Raw genomic sequence first — 17,759 nt, 5'->3', positions numbered from 1 at the left:
TGACCCCGCAAAGGGCAGACCGCCCGCTCACGCCGGGACTCCGTCCTGAAAGGGCGGCCGGGTTCCGGAAACGATGAAGTAGATGATCGACCTCTCCGTCATCATCGTCACCTACAATTCCGCCGGCCTGATCGGTCCGTGCATCGAATCCGTGCTGGATGGGCCCGGCATGGCGCTCGAGGTGTTTGTCGTGGACAACGCCTCGGCGGACGGGACGGCCGACACGGTCCGCCGGCGATTTCCCGAAGTGCGCCTCATCCAGAGCCCCGTGAACCAGGGCTTCGGGGCGGCAAACAACATGGCGCTCCCGCAATGCGGGGGCCGTCATATTCTCTTTCTCAACCCCGACACGCTGGTGCGGCCCGGGGCGCTGGCCGCGATGTCGGCCTTCCTGGACGGCCGGCCGAACGTGGGCCTCGCGGGGCCGAGGCTCATCTACCCCGACGGGCGGACCCAGGAGTCCGTCTCGCGCCGCTACCTCGGGCAGAAGTACGCGCCGGAGCTCTACCGGGGACTCAAGGGAGAGATCGCCTGGGTCATGGGGGCCTGCATGATCGCGCCGGCCGGGGTCATACGGCATGTCGGAGGGTTCGACGAGCGCTTCTTCCTGTACGGGGAGGAGGAGGACCTCTGCCTGAGGATCCGGCAGGCCGGCTTCGAGATCGGCTATGTCGAGGAGGCCGTCGTCGTCCACGTGGGCGGGTACAGCGAGGCGGCCTCCCCATCCTACGACGTCTGGCGGCGGAAATTCCTCGCCGAGTACGTCTTCTACCGGAAGCACTACGAGCCCGCGGTGATCCGGCGCATCACGCGCGACCACCTGCTGAAGGCGCGGTGGAGGATCGCGACGCTGCGGCTGCTGGGACCCTTCGCGCGGGACAGGGCGCAGGCGGAGGCGAAGCTCGCGAAGTACCGGGCCCTGTGCGACACGATCGCGGATGCGGAGACCTCCGGGGCAGCGCTAGGCCGCCCGGGGCGGAAAACGGAAACCTGAGAGGGAAAGGGTCGAACCATGTGCCACAAGGGCTGTCTGGAATTTGCTCGCATCGCCTTGAAGGAAGAGGACGTGAGGGGAAAGTCCGTCATCGAGGTGGGGGCCCTGGACGTGAACGGGACGCTGCGGTCGATCATCGCCCCCATGGGCCCGGCGCGCTACGTCGGGGTGGACCTCGAGGCGGGGCCCGGCGTCGACGTGGTCTGCGATGCGACGCAGCTGCTGCACACCTTCGACTTCGACTCCTTCGACCTGCTGATCTCGACGGAGATGCTCGAGCACGTCAAGGACTGGAGGCGTGTCGTTTCCCACTTCAAGCATCTCGTCAGACCCAACGGGGTCCTGCTGATCACGACGAGGTCCCGGGGCTGCGGGTTTCACGCGTTCCCGGAAGACCACTGGCGCTATGAGCTGTCGGACATGAGGGAGATCTTTTCCGATTTCGTGATCGAGGAGCTCTGGAAAGACCCCTACGTCGAAGGCGTGTTCCTGAAGGCCCGGAAGCCCGCGGCGTTCATCGAATTCGACACGGCGGGAACCAGGCTCTTCTCCATCATCAAGAACCGGCGGGCCCTGCACAACCGGGGCCCGGGGGTCGCGCTCTTCAAGCTCAAGCTGCTGCTCCGGATCCTGAGGAAGAAACCGCAGTGCGTGACGCATCTGTTCACGAAGCCCATCTACGAGGTCGCCACGCGCCTCAATCACCCCGGCTGACATGGAACGGGTTCCCTCAGCATGCATCGTCTGCGCCTGCGCTGAACGCACGAGGCTCGTCGAGAAGCAGGGCTGGACCGTGTACAAGTGCGCCGGGTGCGGGCTCGGCGTCCTGGACCCACGGCCCGAACCGGAAGAACTGGCGAGCCTCTACGACAGGGAATACTTCAAGAGCCATTACACCGAGAAGCTGCCCGTCGACTCGCCGGAGATGCAGCGTCGCCTCTCGCAGCAGAGCCATCGGCTGAGGTTCTTCAGGCCGCTCAAGAAAGAGGGCCTCGTGGTAGACATCGGCTGCGGGATGGGATACTTCCTGCTCGCGGCGAAGCGGGCAGGCTACGGGGTCCGCGGTGTCGACCTGTCGGACTGGGCCGCCTCCTACATCACGGGCGAGCTGCAGATTCCCGTGAGCATCGGCCCCATGGACGCAATCGAACTCGGGGAGGGCACCGTCGACGTGCTCACCCTGTGGCACTCGCTGGAGCACATGCGGCACCCGCTGGAGAGCCTGAACAGGATGGCGGGGTGGCTGAAGCCGGAGGGGCTGCTCGTCATCGAGGTGCCCAATCACGAGGGCACTGATGCCGTGAAGATGGGGGCGGAATGGCCGGACTGGGATCTTCCCTACCACCTCTATCATTTTGCCCCAAGGTCCCTCAGGGCCCTTCTCGCAGCGACAGGCTTCGAGGTCATACGGGAGAAGACCTACCTCTCGGAGCATGTCCGCCGCAGGCTGGAGAGCCTGTTCGTGCCGGGCTTCCTGGCGAGGCTGATCGCGACCTTTTATTCCGGGTCGGGCTACGCAGTCATCGCCCGCAGGAAAGACTGAGTTCCTCCCCCGCGGCCTGATCGTTTCACCTTCCGGGTCCTTCTTTCGCACCCGGACCCGACGTCCGGATGAACGCATCGATCTCCCCGATCACGCGATCCGCCCCCAGTTCCTCCAGGCACTCGCTCCTCCCCTCCCCCCGGCAGCCCTTGTCCCTGCAGGGCACACAGTCCCTGTCGGGCCGGATCACCCGGTGCCTTCCTCCCTCCGGGGCCCAGTCCCGCCAGTCCGTCGGCCCATAGATCGTGATGGTCGGCGTGCCGACCGCGGCGGCGATGTGAGGCGCGGCGCTGTCGACGCCCGCGTGGAAGGCGCTCAGGCTCAGCAGGGCGGCAAGTTCCTTCAGAGAGGTTTCTCCCGCCAGATTGATCACACCCCCGCCCGCCTCCAAGGCTATCCCGGCCGCATCATGACGCTCCTCACGGGAGCCGACGAGCACGGGCACATACCCTCTCTCCTTTCCGACCCACCGGATCACCTCCGCCCATTTCTCGTACTCCCACTCTTTGTACTTCCAGCGCGCGAAGGGGTTGATCGTCACCTGAGCCCTGGCCCCCGCGCCTTGCTCGGCGAGGAGCCGGCGGACCCTTTGCAGGGCATCCGCGGATATATGCAGCCGGGGCACGGGATCAGGGGTGTCCATCCCGAGGGGGCGGACGACGTCGAGGGACTGGTGGGCCGCGCCGCGGATTCTTTTCTCGGGGGGCGGCGCAATGACGAGGTGGGTATAGAAAGCGTCGCGCCACGGCATGTGCCCGTAACGCATCGCCGCGCGGACGGGGGCCCCGGAGGCAAGCGACATGTAGACACCCCGGTCGTCGCCACGCAGGTCGATGACGAGGTCGAACCGCTGCCGCCTCAGCCGGCCGATGAGCCGCAGCGGCTCCAGGACCCGGTCGGCGAGCATGCCCTGCTTCCTCCTGACCTCGAAGACCCGGTCGATACCGGGGTCGTCTTCGAGCAGGCCACCAAATCCTTCCCGGACCAGCACGGCGAGCAGGGCTTCCGGGAAGCGCTCGCGGACGGCCCGAAAGGCGGGGGTTGCGGAGACGACGTCGCCGATGTCCCCGAGCTGGACGACGAGGACACTAGAGATGGGTCTGCCGAAGGGCAGGCTTCCCTTGATGAGCACGGTGTCTTCTTTCCCGATGATGTCAGGTTCCGGCCCTGTCCGCTCAGCCGCCGGATGACGAGGCCGCCTGCAGGGTATTCTTGAGCAGCATGGCGATCGTCATGGGCCCCACGCCGCCCGGCACGGGCGTGATGTAGGATGCCCGGGCGGCCGCCTCGGCGAAGGCCACGTCCCCCGTGAGCTTGCCGTCGGCCCCGCGGTTGATCCCCACGTCGATGACCACGGCGCCTTCCTTCACCATGTCGCCCCGGATCATCTCCGCCTTGCCCGCCGCGGCCACGAGGATGTCCGCGCGCCTCGTCACGGCCGGCAGGTCCCTCGTCCGCGTGTGGCACACCGTCACCGTGGCGTGGCGGTTCAGGAGCATCAGCGCCAGGGGCTTGCCCACGATGTTGCTGCGGCCCACGATGACGGCCTCCTTTCCCTCGATGGGGATCCCCGTGCGGTCGAGCAGCTCGATGACCCCCAGCGGGGTGCAGGCCCTGTGGCCGGGGCGCCCCGTGAAAAGCCCCCCGATGTTGACGGGGTGAAAGCCGTCCACGTCCTTGCGGGGGTCGATCGTCTCGATGACCACGTCGGGGCTGATATGCTTCGGAAGGGGCAGCTGAACGAGGATGCCGTGGATCGAGGGGTCGGCATTGAGACCGGCGACGATCTCCCGGACGCGGTCCTCCGTCGTCTCGGCGGGCAGCCGGAACTCGCGCGACAGGAACCCGGCCTCGGCGGCGGCCTTCTCCTTGCGGCCCACATAGATCTTCGAGGCGGGATCCTCCCCCACGAGGATCACGGCCAGGCCCGGTGTGATTCCTTTTTTCTCTTTTAATTCAAAGGCCTGTGCCCTTACCTCCTCCCGCACCTCCCGGGCGATCCGGTTTCCGTCGATCACTTCGGCCATCGTCCACCCCGTCCCTTCCTTCTTCCAACATTTCAATATTCCAAGAGGTTTCTGCTTGTACCGCAGGCAGCCCGAATTGTCAAGGAAAGGAGGGGAAAAAGGGGGGTCTGCGCGCCCTCCGGGATGCATCGCGCTGAACGTTTTTTCGCCGGCCAAAAGCCCCGGAATGCCCATTTTTTCTGATGTTTTCTGTTGAGAAGTTGACCCCGTTGTGATATGGTTCGCCCGTAAATTTTCGGGGGTCCGAAGGCCTTATGAACCTTGGGAAATTGTTCGCAGAATCCTGCAGCATCTACAAGGACAACAGGGCCCTCGTCTATGAGAATTCCCGGATCACCTACCAGGCCATGGACAGGGCCGTCAACTCCCTGGCCAACCGGCTGAAAACGATGGGGATCGGCAAGGGCGACAAAGTGGCCCTGATGCTGCCGAACACCCCCGAATTCCCCATCACCTACTTCGCCTGTCAGAAGCTGGGCGCCGTGGCCGTGACCCTCAACGTCATGTCCACAGCCTACGAGCTTCAGTACCTCCTCGACAACAGCGATGCGAAGGTGCTCGTCACGACGGCCCAGTCGGCCCGCCGATTCGAGGAGATCAGGGACCGGCTCGCCACCTGCCGGCACCTCCTGCTGACGGAGATCGACGAGGGCCCGTTGTCCATGAAGAAGGCCATGGAAGACGGGCCCTTCGAGTTCGAGGCCTCCGACGCCGCCGAGGACGACCCGGCCGTGATGATCTACACCTCGGGCCTGACGGGCAAGCCCCTGGGCGCCGTCCTCACCCACGGCAACCTCATCTCCCAGTCCCGGCTGCTGGCGGAGCTCTTCGACGGGTCGCAGCGGGACACGGGGCTGAGCCTCATCCCGCTCTTTCACTCCTTCGGCGCCGTGGCCAACATGCTCAACCCCATCCTGATGGGCGCCTGCGTCGTCATGCTCGACGCCTTCAGCATCGACGGCATCCTCAAGGCCATCGAGACCGAGAAGATCACCTACATGACCGCCGTGCCGCGCGTCTACCTCGGCATGCTGCTCCAGGAGGGGACCGAGAAGTACGACATGAGCTCCCTGAAATACTGCGTCACGGGGGGCTCCACCATGCCGCCGGCCTACATGCCCCAGTTCGAGAAGAAGTTCAAGGTTCCGCTGCGGGAGGGGTACGGCCTCACGGAGGCCTCGCCCGTGTGCTCCGTCACGCGGCTCCACATGGTCCAGAAGCCGGGCTCCATCGGCGTCCCCATCCCGGGCGTCGAGGCCCGCATCGTCGACGACGCCGGGCGGGACCTGCCGCGGGGGGAAATCGGGGAGCTCATCGTCCGGGGCCCGAACGTCATGAAGGGCTACTACAAGGACGAGGAGGCCACGGCCCAGGTGCTGCGCAACGGCTGGCTGCACACGGGTGACCTTGCGCTCATCGACGCCGACGGCCACATCTTCCTCAAGGGACGCAAGAAGCGGATGATCATCACCAGCGGCTTCAACGTCTATCCCCGGGAAGTGGAGATCGTCCTGAACATGCACCCCGCCGTGGCGGAGTCGAAGGTGATCGGGAAGTCGGACCTCATGCGCGGGGAGGTCGTCAAGGCGCTCGTCGTGAAGAAGGAGGGGGCCTCTGCAGACGAAAAGGCCATCCTGAAGCACTGCAGAACCTACCTGTCCTCGTATAAGATCCCGAGAGAAATCGAGTTCGTTGACCGTTTGAGCTAACCCCGGCTTCCGGCGCCCGGCGAGGGTGCGGGAAGCCGGTGGACCGCCGCGCCGGACTTGCGCCGCGCAGGGGCCTTCCCCTGCCGCCCCCCGCGGCCGGCGGCGAGAGATGAAATCAGAAGGGACGGGCGGAGCGCCGTTCGTCCCTCACAGGAGAAGAGGAGGTATAAGAAGAGATGGAAAAAGTACCGCAGAAGTTGGACAAGACGAGGGCCGAATACTACAAGGGCGCCCCCATCGCGAAGTTCGGGGAGAGGAAGCCGGACTACAAGGGGATGGGGAGAAAGACGAAGAACACGTACAAGAACCTCCGCCAGGTCGTCTGCGTGGAGGCCTGCCGGACGCCTTACGGGGTTTTCGGCGGCGCCCTGAAGGACTTCGACGCCCCCCAGCTGGGCGCGCTCGCGATCAAGGAGTGCCTCCGCCGCACGGGAGGCAAGGTGAAGGGAGAGGACGTGGACTACGTCATCATGGGGCAGGTCGTCCCGGCGGGCTGCGGCCAGGTCCCCAGCCGCCAGGCCACGCTGCTGGCGGGGCTTCCCGAGTCCGTGCCCTCCATCACCGTCAACAAGGTCTGCTCCTCGGGCATCAAGACGATCGACCTGGCCGTGCAGATGATCCAGACGGGCCGCGCCGAGATCGTGATCGCCGGCGGCCAGGAGAGCATGTCGAACTGCCCCTACGCGCTTCCCGACATGCGCTGGGGAAGCCGCATGGGCCTTCCCAACGGCCGGGTGGTGGACCTCATGGTCTACGACGGCCTCTGGGATGCCTTCTACAACCGGCACATGGCCATCCACGGCTCCGAGACGGCCGACGAGTTCGGCTACACGCGCCAGGACCAGGACGAGTGGGCCTACCAGTCGCAGATGCGGGCCGTCGAGGCGATGAAGGCCGGCAGGCTCAACGACGAGATCTTCCCCGTGGAGATCAAGAAAGGCAAGGACGTCGTGATCTTCGACAAGGACGAGGGCCCGCGGCCGGCGACGACGATGGAGGGGCTCGCCAAGCTGCCCCCCGTGTTCAACCACAAGAGCACCGTCACGGGGCAGCCCGGCGGCGTGACGGCGGGCAACGCCCCCGGGGTCAACGACGGCGGCGACGTGTGCCTCATGATGAGCGCCGAGAAGGCCAAGGAGCTGGGCATGAAGCCCCTCTTCACCGTACTCGACTATGCCGAGGTCTCCCAGCAGACCAAGGACATCGCCACGGTGCCCGGCCTGTCGATCAAGAAGGTCCTCGAGCAGAACGACCTGACGCTCAAGGACATCGACCTCGTCGAGATCAACGAGGCCTTCGCCGCGGTGGCCATCATCAGCGCCCGCTCGATCCTCGGCATGAGCAAGGAGGAGATGTTCAAGAAGGTCAACGTCAACGGCAGCGCCATCGCCTACGGCCACCCCATCGGCGCCACGGGCGCCCGCATCCTCATGACGCTGGCCTACGAGCTGCGCCGGCGCGGCGGCGGCCTCGGGGTCTGCGGCATCTGCTCGGGCCACGCCCAGGGGGATGCGATGCTGATCAAAGTAGAGGCATAGGGCGAAGGGCAAAAGGCGAAAGGGTTAACCTCGGGTGGGGAGAGAAGGCTTCAAGAGCCTTCGGGTCTGGCAAAAAGGAAAGGAATCGGCCGTCTTCAGTTACGACCTGACAAGTCATGGCCCTTTCTGAACTGATTTCAGTTTCAGGGATAAAGTGAGACGTGCTGCGATTTCCATTCCGAGCAACATCGCCGAAGGAGATGAACTGAAAACAGACAAGCAGGCCATCGGGCATCTTTATATGGCAAAAGGTTCATCTGCAGAGGTTCTGACGCAAGCCATCATCGCACACGAAATCGGATACATCGCAACCGATGCGTTCAAAGAAATCGAGAGCAGGTGCATGGAGGTGTCAGGCATGTTGTCAAGGTTGATCACTGCCCGTTCTTGAGCCAAAGATTGAATCTGCAGTATGAGCCTTTTGCCATAAGCCATAAGCCATTTGCCATTTGCCAATATTTTATTGAAAGGAGAGTGGATAAGGATGAAAGAGGTATTCATTGTCAGTGGAGCGAGGACGGCCGTCGGGGAATTCGGCGGCTCTCTGAGAGGCGTGTCCGTCGTTGAGCTGGGCCGGCTCGTGATCAAGGAAGCCATCGTCCGTGCGGGCCTGAGGCCGGCGATCAGCGACTTCGTCAAGGCGGCCCGTCCCTCCGTCTTCGGCGAGTTCGACATGACGGAGATCCAGAAGAAGCACTACGACTACGACAAGGCCCTGAAGCCCGTCTACTTCGACGAGGTCATCATGGGCAACGTCCTGACCGCGGGTGTGGGACAGAACCCCCCGAGGCAGTCGGCGATTTTCGCGGGTCTCCCCGAGGAGACCAACGTCTTCACGGTCCAGAAGGTCTGCGCATCCGGCATGAAAGCCATCGCGCTGGCGGCCCAGGCCATCATGGCGGGCGAGGCCGACATCATCGTGGCGGGCGGCATGGAGAACATGAGCAACGTCCCCTACGCCCTGGCCGACGCCCGCTGGGGCTACCGCATGAACATGCCCTTCGGCAAGCTGACGGACCTCATGGTGCACGACGGCCTGTGGGAGATCTTCAACGGGTACCACATGGGCTTCACGGCGGAAAACATCGCGGCAAAGATGAAGATCTCCCGGGAGGAGCAGGACCAGCTCGCCTACGAGAGCCACCGCAGGGCCCGCGCGGCCATCGCCAGCGGCGCCGTGGCCGACGAGATCGTCCCCGTCGTCATCCCCCAGAAGAAGGGCGACCCCAAGGTCTTCAAGGTCGACGAGCGGCCCATGGAGACGACCCTCGAGAAGATGGCGAAGCTGCCCCCCGTGTTCAGCAAGACCGGAACCGTCACGGCGGGCAACGCCTCGGGCATCAACGACGGGGCCTGCGCCGTGGTCGTCGCGAGCGCCGACAAGGTGAAGGAGCTGGGCCTGAAGCCCCTGGCCAAGATCGTGGGCTGGTCCTCGGGCGGCCTGGACCCGGCCTACATGGGTCTCGGACCCGTCCCGGCGGTCCGGAAGCTCTTCAAGAGGCTCAACCTCACCATGAAGGACATGGGCGTCATCGAGCTCAACGAGGCGTTCGCCGTCCAGGCCCTGGGCTGCATCAAGGAGCTCGGCGTCGACCTGAACAAGTGCAACCTCAACGGAAGCGGGATCTCCATCGGCCATCCCATCGGCTGCACGGGCGCCCGCATCACCTACACGCTGGCCATGCAGATGAAGAAGGCCGGCCACAAGTACGGCCTGGCGTCGCTGTGCATCGGCGGCGGCCAGGGCATGGCCATGGTTCTCGAGAAGGCGTAACCCGTCATCCCGACAGTCAACGGAAGCCCTGCGGGCTTCATCACCTCGCACACAGTCCGGTCCCCGGCGGGTGCTTGCGTCCCCCGCCGGGGCCGGTCCGCCGGTTTTGGAGATTCGCCGTTCCGCGCGTCACACCCGCACCCTGGAGAGAGGATTTCCACGCGGACGGAGCGCCGGTTCGGGCTGGACTCATGACCCATAAAACTTACGGACAAGGAGGGCAAGGAAGATGGCAATCAAGACAATCGGCGTCGTAGGGGCTGGTCAGATGGGCAATGGTATCGCCCAGGTCGCGGCGTACCCGGGCGGGATCAATGTCATCATGAACGACATCGCGGACCAGTTCGTCAACCGGGGGTACGACACGATCTCCAAGAACCTCGACCGGCTGGTCGCCAAGGACAAGATCAAGGAGGACCAGAAGAAGGAGATCCTCAGCCGGATCAAGAAGAGCACGAACCTCGAGGACATGAAGGATGCGGACTTCGTCGTCGAGGCGGCCACGGAGCGTGAAGACCTCAAGCTCGGGATCTTCAAGAAGCTCGACGAGGTCTGCAAGCCCGGGGTGATCCTCGCGTCGAACACCTCGTCGATCCCCATCACCCGGATTGCGGCGGCCACCAAGCGCGCCGAGCTCGTCATCGGCATGCACTTCATGAACCCCGTGCCGGTCATGCAGCTCGTCGAGATCATCCGCGGGCTCGTGACGTCGCAGGAAACCTATAACACGACGGAGGCCCTCTCGAAGCAGTTCGGCAAGATCCCCGTCGAGTGCAACGACTTCCCGGGCTTCGTCTCCAACCGCGTGCTCATGCCCATGATCAACGAGGCGTTCTACACGCTGATGGAGGGCGTCGGCTCACCCAAGGCGATCGACGACATCATGCGCCTCGGCATGAACCACCCCATGGGGCCCCTCACGCTGGCCGACCTGATCGGCCTCGACACCTGCTGGGCCATCATGGACGTCCTCTACAAGGGCTTCGGCGACTCGAAGTACCGTCCCTGCCCGCTGCTGAAGAAGTACGTCGACGCGGGGCTCCTCGGGCGGAAGACCGGCCGCGGCGTCTACGACTACAGCCAGAAGTAACCGGCGATGAAACGGCGGCAGGGGCTCTTCCGGCCCCTGCCCCGCACCCAACGGGATCTTCAACAGAAAGGAGGGCGGTACGGATATGGAATACAAACACATCCTGTTCGAGGCGGCCGACGGGGTCGCCACCATCACAATCAACCGGCCCAAGGCGCTCAACGCCCTGAACTCGGAGGTGATGTGCGAGCTCTACGACGCGGCCGTCAAGTGCAAGACCGACGAGGCGGTCAAGGCCGTCATCATCACGGGCGCAGGCGAGAAGTCCTTCGTGGCCGGCGCCGACATCGCGCAGATGGCCGAGCTGAGGCCCCAGCAGGCCATGGAGTTCATGGAGGCGGGCATCGAGACCTTCCGCATGTACGAGACGCTTCCCAAGCCCGTCATCGCGGCGGTCAACGGCTTCGCCCTGGGCGGCGGCGTGGAGCTGGCCATGGCCTGCGACATCCGCCTGGCCTCGGAGAACGCCCGCTTCGGCCAGCCCGAGATCCTCATCGGGCTCATCCCCGGCTGGGGCGGCACGCAGCGCCTGGCCCGCCTCGTGGGCATGGGCCGCGCCAAGGAGTACATCATGCTCGGCGGGCAGATCGACGCGAAGCGGGCCTACGAGATCGGCCTCGTGAACCAGGTCTTCCCGCTGGATCAGCTCATGCCGGAGGCCAAGAAGATGGCCGCGAAGCTGGCGGGGCTGCCCGGCTTCGCCCTGAAGATGGCCAAGCACGCCATCAACTTCGGTTACGACCTGGCCCTCGACAACGCCATGCGGCTCGAGACGGAGTGCTGCTCGCAGTGCTTCAGCACCGACGACCAGAAGGAAGGCATGAAGGCGTTCCTCGAGAAGAGGAAGCCGGTGTTCAAGGGCAAGTGAGACCCGGATGATCGGCGGAGAGGTCAGGGATCTGCCAGGACATCAACAGCACGGTATCAAAGGACGGAGACACGGCGCCTTGATACACATAATAAATCCTTAAAGGGGGACACGTTATGAATTTCGCACTGACCGAAGAGCAGCAGATGGTGAAGGACCAGGTAACCAAGTTCGCCGAGACGAAGATCAAGCCCATCGCGGCGGAGCTCGACAAGACCCACCGGCACCCGGAGGAGATCTGCCGGGCCCTGGGCGAGATGGGCGTCATGGGTGTTGCGATCCCCACGGAGTACGGCGGGGCCGGCATGGACAACGTGACCTACGTCCACGCGATGATCGCGATCTCCAAGGCCTGCGCGAGCTGCGGCGTCATCGTCTCCGTCAACAACTCGCTCTACGGCTACCCCGTGAAGACCTTCGGGACCCACGAGCAGAAGCTCAAGTACCTCACGCCCGTGGCGAGCGGCAAGGTCGAGGGCTGCTACGCCCTGACGGAGGCCAACGCGGGCTCCGACGCGGCGTCGCTGGCCTGCCGCGCCATCCTCAAGGGCGACAAGTACATCATCAACGGCACGAAGCGTTTCATCACCAACGGCAACGTGGCCCGCTACTGCGTGCTGGCCGCCACGACGGACCCGTCGCTCGGCTACAAGGGCGTCGTGAACTTCATCGTCGACCTCAAGGAGACCAAGGGCTTCTCGCTGGGCAAGATCGAGGAGAAGATGGGCATCCTGGCCTCGGGGACGGCGGAGCTGGTGTTCGAGGACGCCGAGGTCCCGGCGGAGAACCTGCTGGGCAAGGTCGGCCAGGGGTTCAAGCAGATGATGATGGGCCTCGACTGCGGCCGCATCGGGATCGGCTCCCAGGCCTGCGGTATCGGCAAGGCGGCCCTGGAGGACGCGCTGAACTACGCCAAGGAGCGCGTGCAGTTCGGCAAGCCCATCGCCTCCTTCCAGGCCATCCAGTTCAAGCTCGCCGACATGGCGACGGAGCTCGAGGCGGCGGAGCTGCTGCTGCTGAAAGCGGCCTGGATGGAGGACAACGACATGGACTACGAGAAGGAGTCCGCCATGGCGAAGATGTACGCCTCGGATGTGGCCATGCGGGCCGCCATCGAGGGCGTCCAGATCTTCGGCGGCTACGGCTACTGCAAGGAGTACCCGGCGGAGCGCCACATGCGGGACGCCAAGATCTGCCAGATCTACGAGGGCACCAACGAGATCCAGCGCGTCGTCATCGCCCGCAAGCTGCTCGGCGCCCGGTAGTCCACTGAGCGAAAGCTCTCAAACGGCTTGACAGGAGAGGGCCGGGGGGTTGCCCCCGGCCCTTTTTCTTTCCCCAATGCCCCCATCTAATAAATCCCTTCCACGCATCCTCCCGCCAGCGTCTGCCCCAACTCCCGGCACTTCTCCAGGGTCTCCTCCGTGAGCCTCCCTTTCGAGATCACGGGCTCATAGACCTTCTTGAACTGGTACCCCAGGGCAATCCGCTCGATGTTGCGCAGGGCCCCCGTTCCGTCGTTTCCGGCGCTGATGAAGACCACGTAGGGCTTGCGGAACACCTTGCCCCGGGCCTGCTCGTAGGTCCGGTCGAAGAAATCCTTGATCATGCCGGACATGTAGCCGAAGTTCTCCGGAGTGCCGACGGCCAGCCCCTGGCAGTCCAGGAGGTCCTGCAGGGTGGCATCGCCGGCCCGCTTCAGGACGACTTCGGCCCCCTCGATGGCGGCCGCCCCCTCGGCCACGGCCTTCGCCATCCGCTCCGTGTTGCCCGTCTGGGAGTGGTAGACCACTAATATCCTTGCCATGTTCGTCTCCAGGATTTGCTGCTCCATGCCCATATCGTCAATCGGTGGAAAACAGAAGGTAAGAAGGTCTGAAGGTAAGAGGGTTGGAGAAGCACTCAGCATGCGTTCGTCTACCGGCTCATCCAACATTCTCACCCTCTCACGTTCTCACCCTCTTCTTTAAAACACTTGCCACACCCGCACCCTTCCCCGCAAACAAATTCCGCCGCAGTTTTCCCTTGACAGGCGGTGCGATTCGTGAAAATTATGACCGGCGGTCAGTATACGACCAGCAGTCAAACCGCGTGCCGCAGGAGGGGGCATGAAGACCAAAATCACGGAACTGTTCGGCATCCGGTACCCGATCGTCCTGTCCGGCATGAGCTGGATCAGCGTCCCGAGCATGGTGGCCGCCGTCTCCAACGCGGGGGGCCTGGGCATCCTCGCCACGGGGCCCCTGCACCCCGACGAGACGCGGGCGGCCATCCGCGAGATCCGCAGGCTCACGGACAAGCCCTTCGGGGCCAACGCCACCCTGCTCTTCCCCGGGGCGGCCCGCAACGCGACGGTCCTCCTGGAGGAAAAGGTTCCCGTCATCAACTTCTCCCTCGGAAAGGGGGACTGGCTCGTCAAGGCGGCCCACGAGTACGGGGGCAAGGTGGTCGCCACCGTCGTCAATCGCCGCCACGCCATGCGGGCCGCGGAGTACGGAACCGACGCGCTTCTCGTAACGGGCCACGAGGCGGCCGCCCACGGCGGCGACGTGACAAGCCTGGTGCTTGTCCCGAGCATCGTCGATGCCGTGAAGATCCCCGTCATCGCCGCCGGGGGCTTCGCGGACGGCCGGGGCCTCGCGGCGGCGCTCGCCCTCGGGGCCGAGGGAATCGCCATGGGGACCCGCTTCATGACGACGAAGGAAAGCCCCCTGCACGAGACCTTCAAAAGGCTCTCCGTTGAAAAGGACGTGACGGACACCCTCTATTCGGAACGCTTCGACGGTCTGCCCTGCCGGGTGCTCGACACGCCGGCGGCCCGAAGGGCCATCAAGAGGGGCCTCGACCTCCCCGCCGCGTTCTTCTCTTCCAAGGATATCGCCCGCCAGTTGAGGCTTCCCTATGCAAAGCTTTTTTTCGGCGTGCTGGCCTCGGGCTGGAAGAACGCAAGGCAAATGGCCTTCATGGCCAACGCCTTCAAGGCCATCCGGATCGCAACGGAAAGCGGCGACAATGAGAAGGGCGTTCTCACGGTGGGACAGGTGACGGGCCTCGTGCATGATGTCCCGTCGGTGGCCGAGCTGATGGAGCGGATCGTCGCCGAGGCGGCGCAGGTGCGCGAGAGGCTCGACCGGGCCATTCCGTTTTGATGGCTCACCGGGCTGGTTCCCTTCACGCGGCCGCAAGAAAAGGCCTCATCGTTTCCTCTCCCTCGACGGGAGGGGATCAAGGGGAGGGTGACGACTGATGTCAGGCCCCCTCACCCTGCCCTCTCCCGCAGGGGGAGAGGGTGCTTCTTCCATCGACAGCCGCGTCCCCAAACGAGATCCGCGGTTCTCAACGACATGCAGGAGGGAAAAGAGATGTCCATTCTGGAGTGGAGGAAAGAGGAAAGCGTCGCCGTCATCACTTTAACCAACGGTGAGAACAGGCACAACCCCGAGTTCGTCACGGCGTTTCTCGGGGCGCTCGACGAGATCGAGAAGGACCCCGCAGCCTCGTCCGTCGTCATCCTGTCAAGCGACGCGAAGAGCTGGTCACAGGGGATCGATCTCAACTGGATCATGGGGAAGATGCAGCAGAAGGACATCCAGGCGATCCGTGACTTCATGTACGGGATCAACAGCGTGTTCAAGCGGGTGTTGCTTTACCCCATGCCCGTGATCGCCTGCCTCAACGGCCACGCGGCGGCCAACGGGGCCATCCTGGCCTGCGCCTGCGATTTCCGCCTCATGCGCGCCGACAGGGGGTTCTTCTTTTTCCCCGAGATCGACATCGGCATCCCCTTCCTGCCGGGGATGATCGCCTTCCTGAAGAAGGCCATCCCCTACGACACGTTCAACGAGATGGCCCTGACGGGAAAGCGCTATACGGCGAAGGAGATGGCCGCCTGCGGCGTCCTCGTGAAGGCCTGCGACACGGAAGAGACGCTCATCGCGGAAACGATGGCCTTCGCGAAAACCTTCCAGAAGAAGCGGGGCGTCTTCGGCGAGATGAAGCGCCGCCTCCACGCGGGGATCGTCGAGGTGATCGAGAAAGAAGACCCGAAGTACATCGAGCCGCTGAAGCTGTTCTGGAAGGACTGATCTAAAAAAAGAAGCTGGGAAGCTGAGAAGTTGAGAAGCTCGGACAGCCCCGGGAGCCGTATGCTTGCCCTGCGATATTTCCAAGCTTCACAACTTCAAAACTTCCCAACTTCCCGTGGTTGACTCCGGGACGTTCCTGCCTTCATAATGCAAATGAAAACAAGAGGAGGACATTCTCGGTGCTCCACGGCCCCAAGAACCCGCCCTTCTGGAAAGACCGGATCGTCGATCCCGAGGCCGTGCTGGAGAAGATCAGGCCCGGCATGACGATCTTCCTCGGCACGGGGATGGCCGAGCCGCGCACCTTCGTCAGGCACCTCATGGCCTCGGACAGGGGGAACCTCCAGGACCTCGAGCTGATCCAGCTCGTAAGCCTTGGCGACACGGTCTCCATCGACGAGCGCTACTCGAAGAAATACCGCCTCAAGACGTTCTATTCCGGCTGGGTGGCCAGCGACGCCGTCACGGCGGGCCGGGTCGATTTGATCCCGAGCCGGTTTTCCCGGATCCCCTGGCTTTTTCGGTCGGGGGCCGTCCGCATCGACGTGGCCGTCATCCAGATCACCCCGCCCGATGGGCAGGGACACGCGAGCCTCGGCCTCGGGGTCGACGTGGCCCGCCACGCCATGGAGCAGGCGTCGCTCGTCGTGGCGGAGATCAACCCCGGCATCCCCCGGACGATCGGCGACACCTTCGTGCACATCGACGATTTCGACCTCTTCGTCGAGGCGAAGGAGCCCCCCATTTACCTTCCCCGCTGGCCCGTCCCGGAGGCCTACGACCGGATCGCCGAGCACATCGCGGCCGTCGTCGAGGACGGCAGCTGCCTGTCCTTCTCCATCGGGCCCATCTACGAGGCCCTGGCCGGCCATCTCCGTCACAAGAAGCACCTCGGCATCCACACGCCTTTCTTCACCGACGCCCTCATGGATCTCGTAAACTCCGGCGCCGTCACAAACCGGCGCAAGCGGTTCTTCCAGGGCAAATCGGTGGCCGCCTACGTGCTGGGGACCCCGGTGCTGATGCAGTGGCTCGACGGCAACGCGCTCGTGGACTTTCAGCCCATCGACGTCGTCATGAACCCCCGCAACATCGGGCTCAACGACCGCTTCATGGCCATCCTGCCGGCCCGCAGGGCCGACCTCACAGGCGGCATCGCCCTGCACGTCGGCAGGGGCAACGTAACGGCGGGGCCGGGCGCGGTGGCGGAACTCTTCGCCGGGGCGGCATTCTCCCGCGGGGGGCGCACGATCTTCGCCCTGCCCAGCCGCAACCGCAAGGGCGAGTCCAACATTCTCGTCTCGATCGCCGACTACCCCAACCAGTTCACCAACCAGGAGTCCCTCGACATGGTCGTGACGGAGTACGGGGTCGCCTACCTCACGGGGAGGACGATCCGGGAGAGGGCCCAGGCCATGATCGACATCGCGCACCCCGACGACCGGCCGCGGCTCGTGGAGGAGGCCAAGGAGGCGAAGATCCTCTACCGGGACCAGATCTTCCTGGCCGAGTCAGGGCACCTCTACCCCGAGCACCTCGCCCGGACGGAGACGTTCAAGGATGGCCTCAAGGTCCATTTCCGGCCCATCAAGCCCTCCGACGAGGACGGGATGCGGAGGCTCTTCTACCGGTTCTCCGACCAGGCCGTCTACTACCGCTACTTCTGCCGCATCAAGGCCATGCCGCACGGGAAGATGCAGGAATACGTCAACGTGGACTACCGGAAGACCATGTCCATCGTGGGGGTCGTGCTGGAGGATGGCGTGGAGAAGATCATCGCCGAGGGGCGCTACGTCCGCCTGCCGGACAGGCCCTACGCCGACACGGCATTCCTCGTCGACGAGGCCTACCAGGGCAAGGGGATCTCGACGTACCTGCTCAACATGCTGATCCGGATCGCCCGCGAGCAGGGCGGCATCGAGGGGTTCCGGGCCGACGTGCTGCTCGACAACAAGGCCATGCTCCGAGTCTTCGAAAAAACGCCCTTCCCGCTCCGTGCCGTCGTCTCCGAGGGGGCCTACGAGATCGTCCTTTCCTTCCGGGACAAGGACGCACCGGAGGAGCTCAAGCGGCTGGAGGAGGAGAAGCTGAACAAATAAAAACGAAATGTTGGAGTCATGGAATATTGGAA

General features: G+C 64.3%; 16 protein-coding genes. 13 read left to right on the top strand and 3 right to left on the bottom strand.

Annotated features, from left to right (window positions below; genetic code table 11):
- The first annotated feature begins 82 nt into the window (after positions 1-82).
- From HPY67_10750 to HPY67_10740, 3 genes are all read left to right on the top strand, one after another.
- A complete protein-coding gene (locus HPY67_10750) occupies positions 83-994 on the top strand; it encodes a glycosyltransferase family 2 protein (GenBank protein ID NPV05197.1) in 912 nt (303 codons plus the stop codon).
- A gap of 72 nt (positions 995-1,066) precedes the next feature.
- The gene (locus HPY67_10745; protein NPV05196.1) at positions 1,067-1,708 is read left to right on the top strand and encodes a methyltransferase domain-containing protein; all 642 of its coding nucleotides are present in this window, start codon (positions 1,067-1,069) and stop codon (positions 1,706-1,708) included.
- Position 1,709: 1 nt separating this feature from the next.
- Positions 1,710-2,537 (top strand): class I SAM-dependent methyltransferase, encoded by an 828-nt coding sequence (locus tag HPY67_10740; GenBank protein NPV05195.1) that lies wholly within the window; start codon positions 1,710-1,712, stop codon positions 2,535-2,537.
- 25 nt (positions 2,538-2,562) lie between these two features.
- Here the strand turns inward: HPY67_10740 and HPY67_10735 are convergent, their stop codons facing one another.
- Complete coding sequence (locus HPY67_10735) at positions 2,563-3,669, bottom strand: glycosyltransferase family 9 protein (GenBank protein NPV05194.1); 1,107 nt, start codon at positions 3,667-3,669, stop codon at positions 2,563-2,565.
- Positions 3,670-3,712: 43 nt separating this feature from the next.
- On the bottom strand, positions 3,713-4,564 hold the full coding sequence (gene folD, locus HPY67_10730; GenBank protein ID NPV05193.1) for a bifunctional methylenetetrahydrofolate dehydrogenase/methenyltetrahydrofolate cyclohydrolase FolD: 852 nt from the start codon (positions 4,562-4,564) through the stop codon (positions 3,713-3,715).
- A gap of 254 nt (positions 4,565-4,818) precedes the next feature.
- Here folD and HPY67_10725 point away from each other — a divergent pair, with 254 nt between their 5' ends.
- From HPY67_10725 to HPY67_10695, 7 genes are all read left to right on the top strand, one after another.
- Entirely contained in the window at positions 4,819-6,273 is a 1,455-nt protein-coding gene (locus HPY67_10725) for a long-chain fatty acid--CoA ligase (protein NPV05192.1), read from the top strand.
- Positions 6,274-6,449: 176 nt separating this feature from the next.
- The gene (locus tag HPY67_10720; protein ID NPV05191.1) at positions 6,450-7,811 is read left to right on the top strand and encodes an acetyl-CoA C-acyltransferase; all 1,362 of its coding nucleotides are present in this window, start codon (positions 6,450-6,452) and stop codon (positions 7,809-7,811) included.
- Between the two features lie 154 nt (positions 7,812-7,965).
- A complete protein-coding gene (locus HPY67_10715) occupies positions 7,966-8,202 on the top strand; it encodes a four helix bundle protein (GenBank protein NPV05190.1) in 237 nt (78 codons plus the stop codon).
- Between the two features lie 93 nt (positions 8,203-8,295).
- On the top strand, positions 8,296-9,585 hold the full coding sequence (locus tag HPY67_10710) for an acetyl-CoA C-acetyltransferase (protein ID NPV05189.1): 1,290 nt from the start codon (positions 8,296-8,298) through the stop codon (positions 9,583-9,585).
- 229 nt (positions 9,586-9,814) lie between these two features.
- The gene (locus tag HPY67_10705; protein ID NPV05188.1) at positions 9,815-10,675 is read left to right on the top strand and encodes a 3-hydroxybutyryl-CoA dehydrogenase; all 861 of its coding nucleotides are present in this window, start codon (positions 9,815-9,817) and stop codon (positions 10,673-10,675) included.
- An 85-nt stretch (positions 10,676-10,760) separates the two neighbouring features.
- On the top strand, positions 10,761-11,543 hold the full coding sequence (locus HPY67_10700; protein ID NPV05187.1) for a crotonase: 783 nt from the start codon (positions 10,761-10,763) through the stop codon (positions 11,541-11,543).
- Positions 11,544-11,659: 116 nt separating this feature from the next.
- The gene (locus HPY67_10695) at positions 11,660-12,808 is read left to right on the top strand and encodes an acyl-CoA dehydrogenase (protein ID NPV05186.1); all 1,149 of its coding nucleotides are present in this window, start codon (positions 11,660-11,662) and stop codon (positions 12,806-12,808) included.
- 86 nt (positions 12,809-12,894) lie between these two features.
- Here HPY67_10695 and HPY67_10690 read toward each other — a convergent pair whose 3' ends face one another.
- Positions 12,895-13,350 (bottom strand): flavodoxin, encoded by a 456-nt coding sequence (locus HPY67_10690; protein NPV05185.1) that lies wholly within the window; start codon positions 13,348-13,350, stop codon positions 12,895-12,897.
- A gap of 301 nt (positions 13,351-13,651) precedes the next feature.
- On the opposite strand from HPY67_10690, the gene HPY67_10685 reads away from it, so the two are divergent.
- The 3 genes from HPY67_10685 (at position 13,652) to HPY67_10675 (ending at position 17,727) form a co-directional block, all read left to right on the top strand.
- A complete protein-coding gene (locus HPY67_10685) occupies positions 13,652-14,692 on the top strand; it encodes a nitronate monooxygenase (protein NPV05184.1) in 1,041 nt (346 codons plus the stop codon).
- A 213-nt stretch (positions 14,693-14,905) separates the two neighbouring features.
- Positions 14,906-15,628: an enoyl-CoA hydratase/isomerase family protein gene (locus HPY67_10680; GenBank protein ID NPV05183.1), complete on the top strand. Its 723-nt coding sequence runs from the start codon at positions 14,906-14,908 to the stop codon at positions 15,626-15,628.
- A gap of 263 nt (positions 15,629-15,891) precedes the next feature.
- Positions 15,892-17,727, top strand: coding sequence for a GNAT family N-acetyltransferase (locus tag HPY67_10675; GenBank protein NPV05182.1), 1,836 nt, complete (start codon positions 15,892-15,894; stop codon positions 17,725-17,727).
- Positions 17,728-17,759: the final 32 nt, after the last annotated feature.

It is taken from the genome of Syntrophaceae bacterium (assembly GCA_013177795.1).
Classification (GTDB): domain Bacteria; phylum Desulfobacterota; class Syntrophia; order Syntrophales; family UBA2192; genus UBA2192.
Note: the sequence above shows the minus strand (reverse complement) of the source record. Positions and strands in the feature narration are given on the sequence as shown.

What these genes read in the sequence shown, in the direction of transcription:
- HPY67_10750 (NPV05197.1), top strand. Translation starts at nt 83, where the DNA reads ATGATCGACCTCTCCGTCATCATCGTCACCTACAATTCCGCCGGCCTG.
- HPY67_10740 (NPV05195.1), top strand. Translation starts at nt 1,710, where the DNA reads ATGGAACGGGTTCCCTCAGCATGCATCGTCTGCGCCTGCGCTGAACGC.
- folD (NPV05193.1), bottom strand. Translation starts at nt 4,564, where the DNA reads ATGGCCGAAGTGATCGACGGAAACCGGATCGCCCGGGAGGTGCGGGAG.
- HPY67_10725 (NPV05192.1), top strand. Translation starts at nt 4,819, where the DNA reads ATGAACCTTGGGAAATTGTTCGCAGAATCCTGCAGCATCTACAAGGAC.
- HPY67_10720 (NPV05191.1), top strand. Translation starts at nt 6,450, where the DNA reads ATGGAAAAAGTACCGCAGAAGTTGGACAAGACGAGGGCCGAATACTAC.
- HPY67_10710 (NPV05189.1), top strand. Translation starts at nt 8,296, where the DNA reads ATGAAAGAGGTATTCATTGTCAGTGGAGCGAGGACGGCCGTCGGGGAA.
- HPY67_10705 (NPV05188.1), top strand. Translation starts at nt 9,815, where the DNA reads ATGGCAATCAAGACAATCGGCGTCGTAGGGGCTGGTCAGATGGGCAAT.
- HPY67_10700 (NPV05187.1), top strand. Translation starts at nt 10,761, where the DNA reads ATGGAATACAAACACATCCTGTTCGAGGCGGCCGACGGGGTCGCCACC.
- HPY67_10695 (NPV05186.1), top strand. Translation starts at nt 11,660, where the DNA reads ATGAATTTCGCACTGACCGAAGAGCAGCAGATGGTGAAGGACCAGGTA.
- HPY67_10690 (NPV05185.1), bottom strand. Translation starts at nt 13,350, where the DNA reads ATGGCAAGGATATTAGTGGTCTACCACTCCCAGACGGGCAACACGGAG.
- HPY67_10685 (NPV05184.1), top strand. Translation starts at nt 13,652, where the DNA reads ATGAAGACCAAAATCACGGAACTGTTCGGCATCCGGTACCCGATCGTC.
- HPY67_10680 (NPV05183.1), top strand. Translation starts at nt 14,906, where the DNA reads ATGTCCATTCTGGAGTGGAGGAAAGAGGAAAGCGTCGCCGTCATCACT.
- HPY67_10675 (NPV05182.1), top strand. Translation starts at nt 15,892, where the DNA reads ATGACGATCTTCCTCGGCACGGGGATGGCCGAGCCGCGCACCTTCGTC.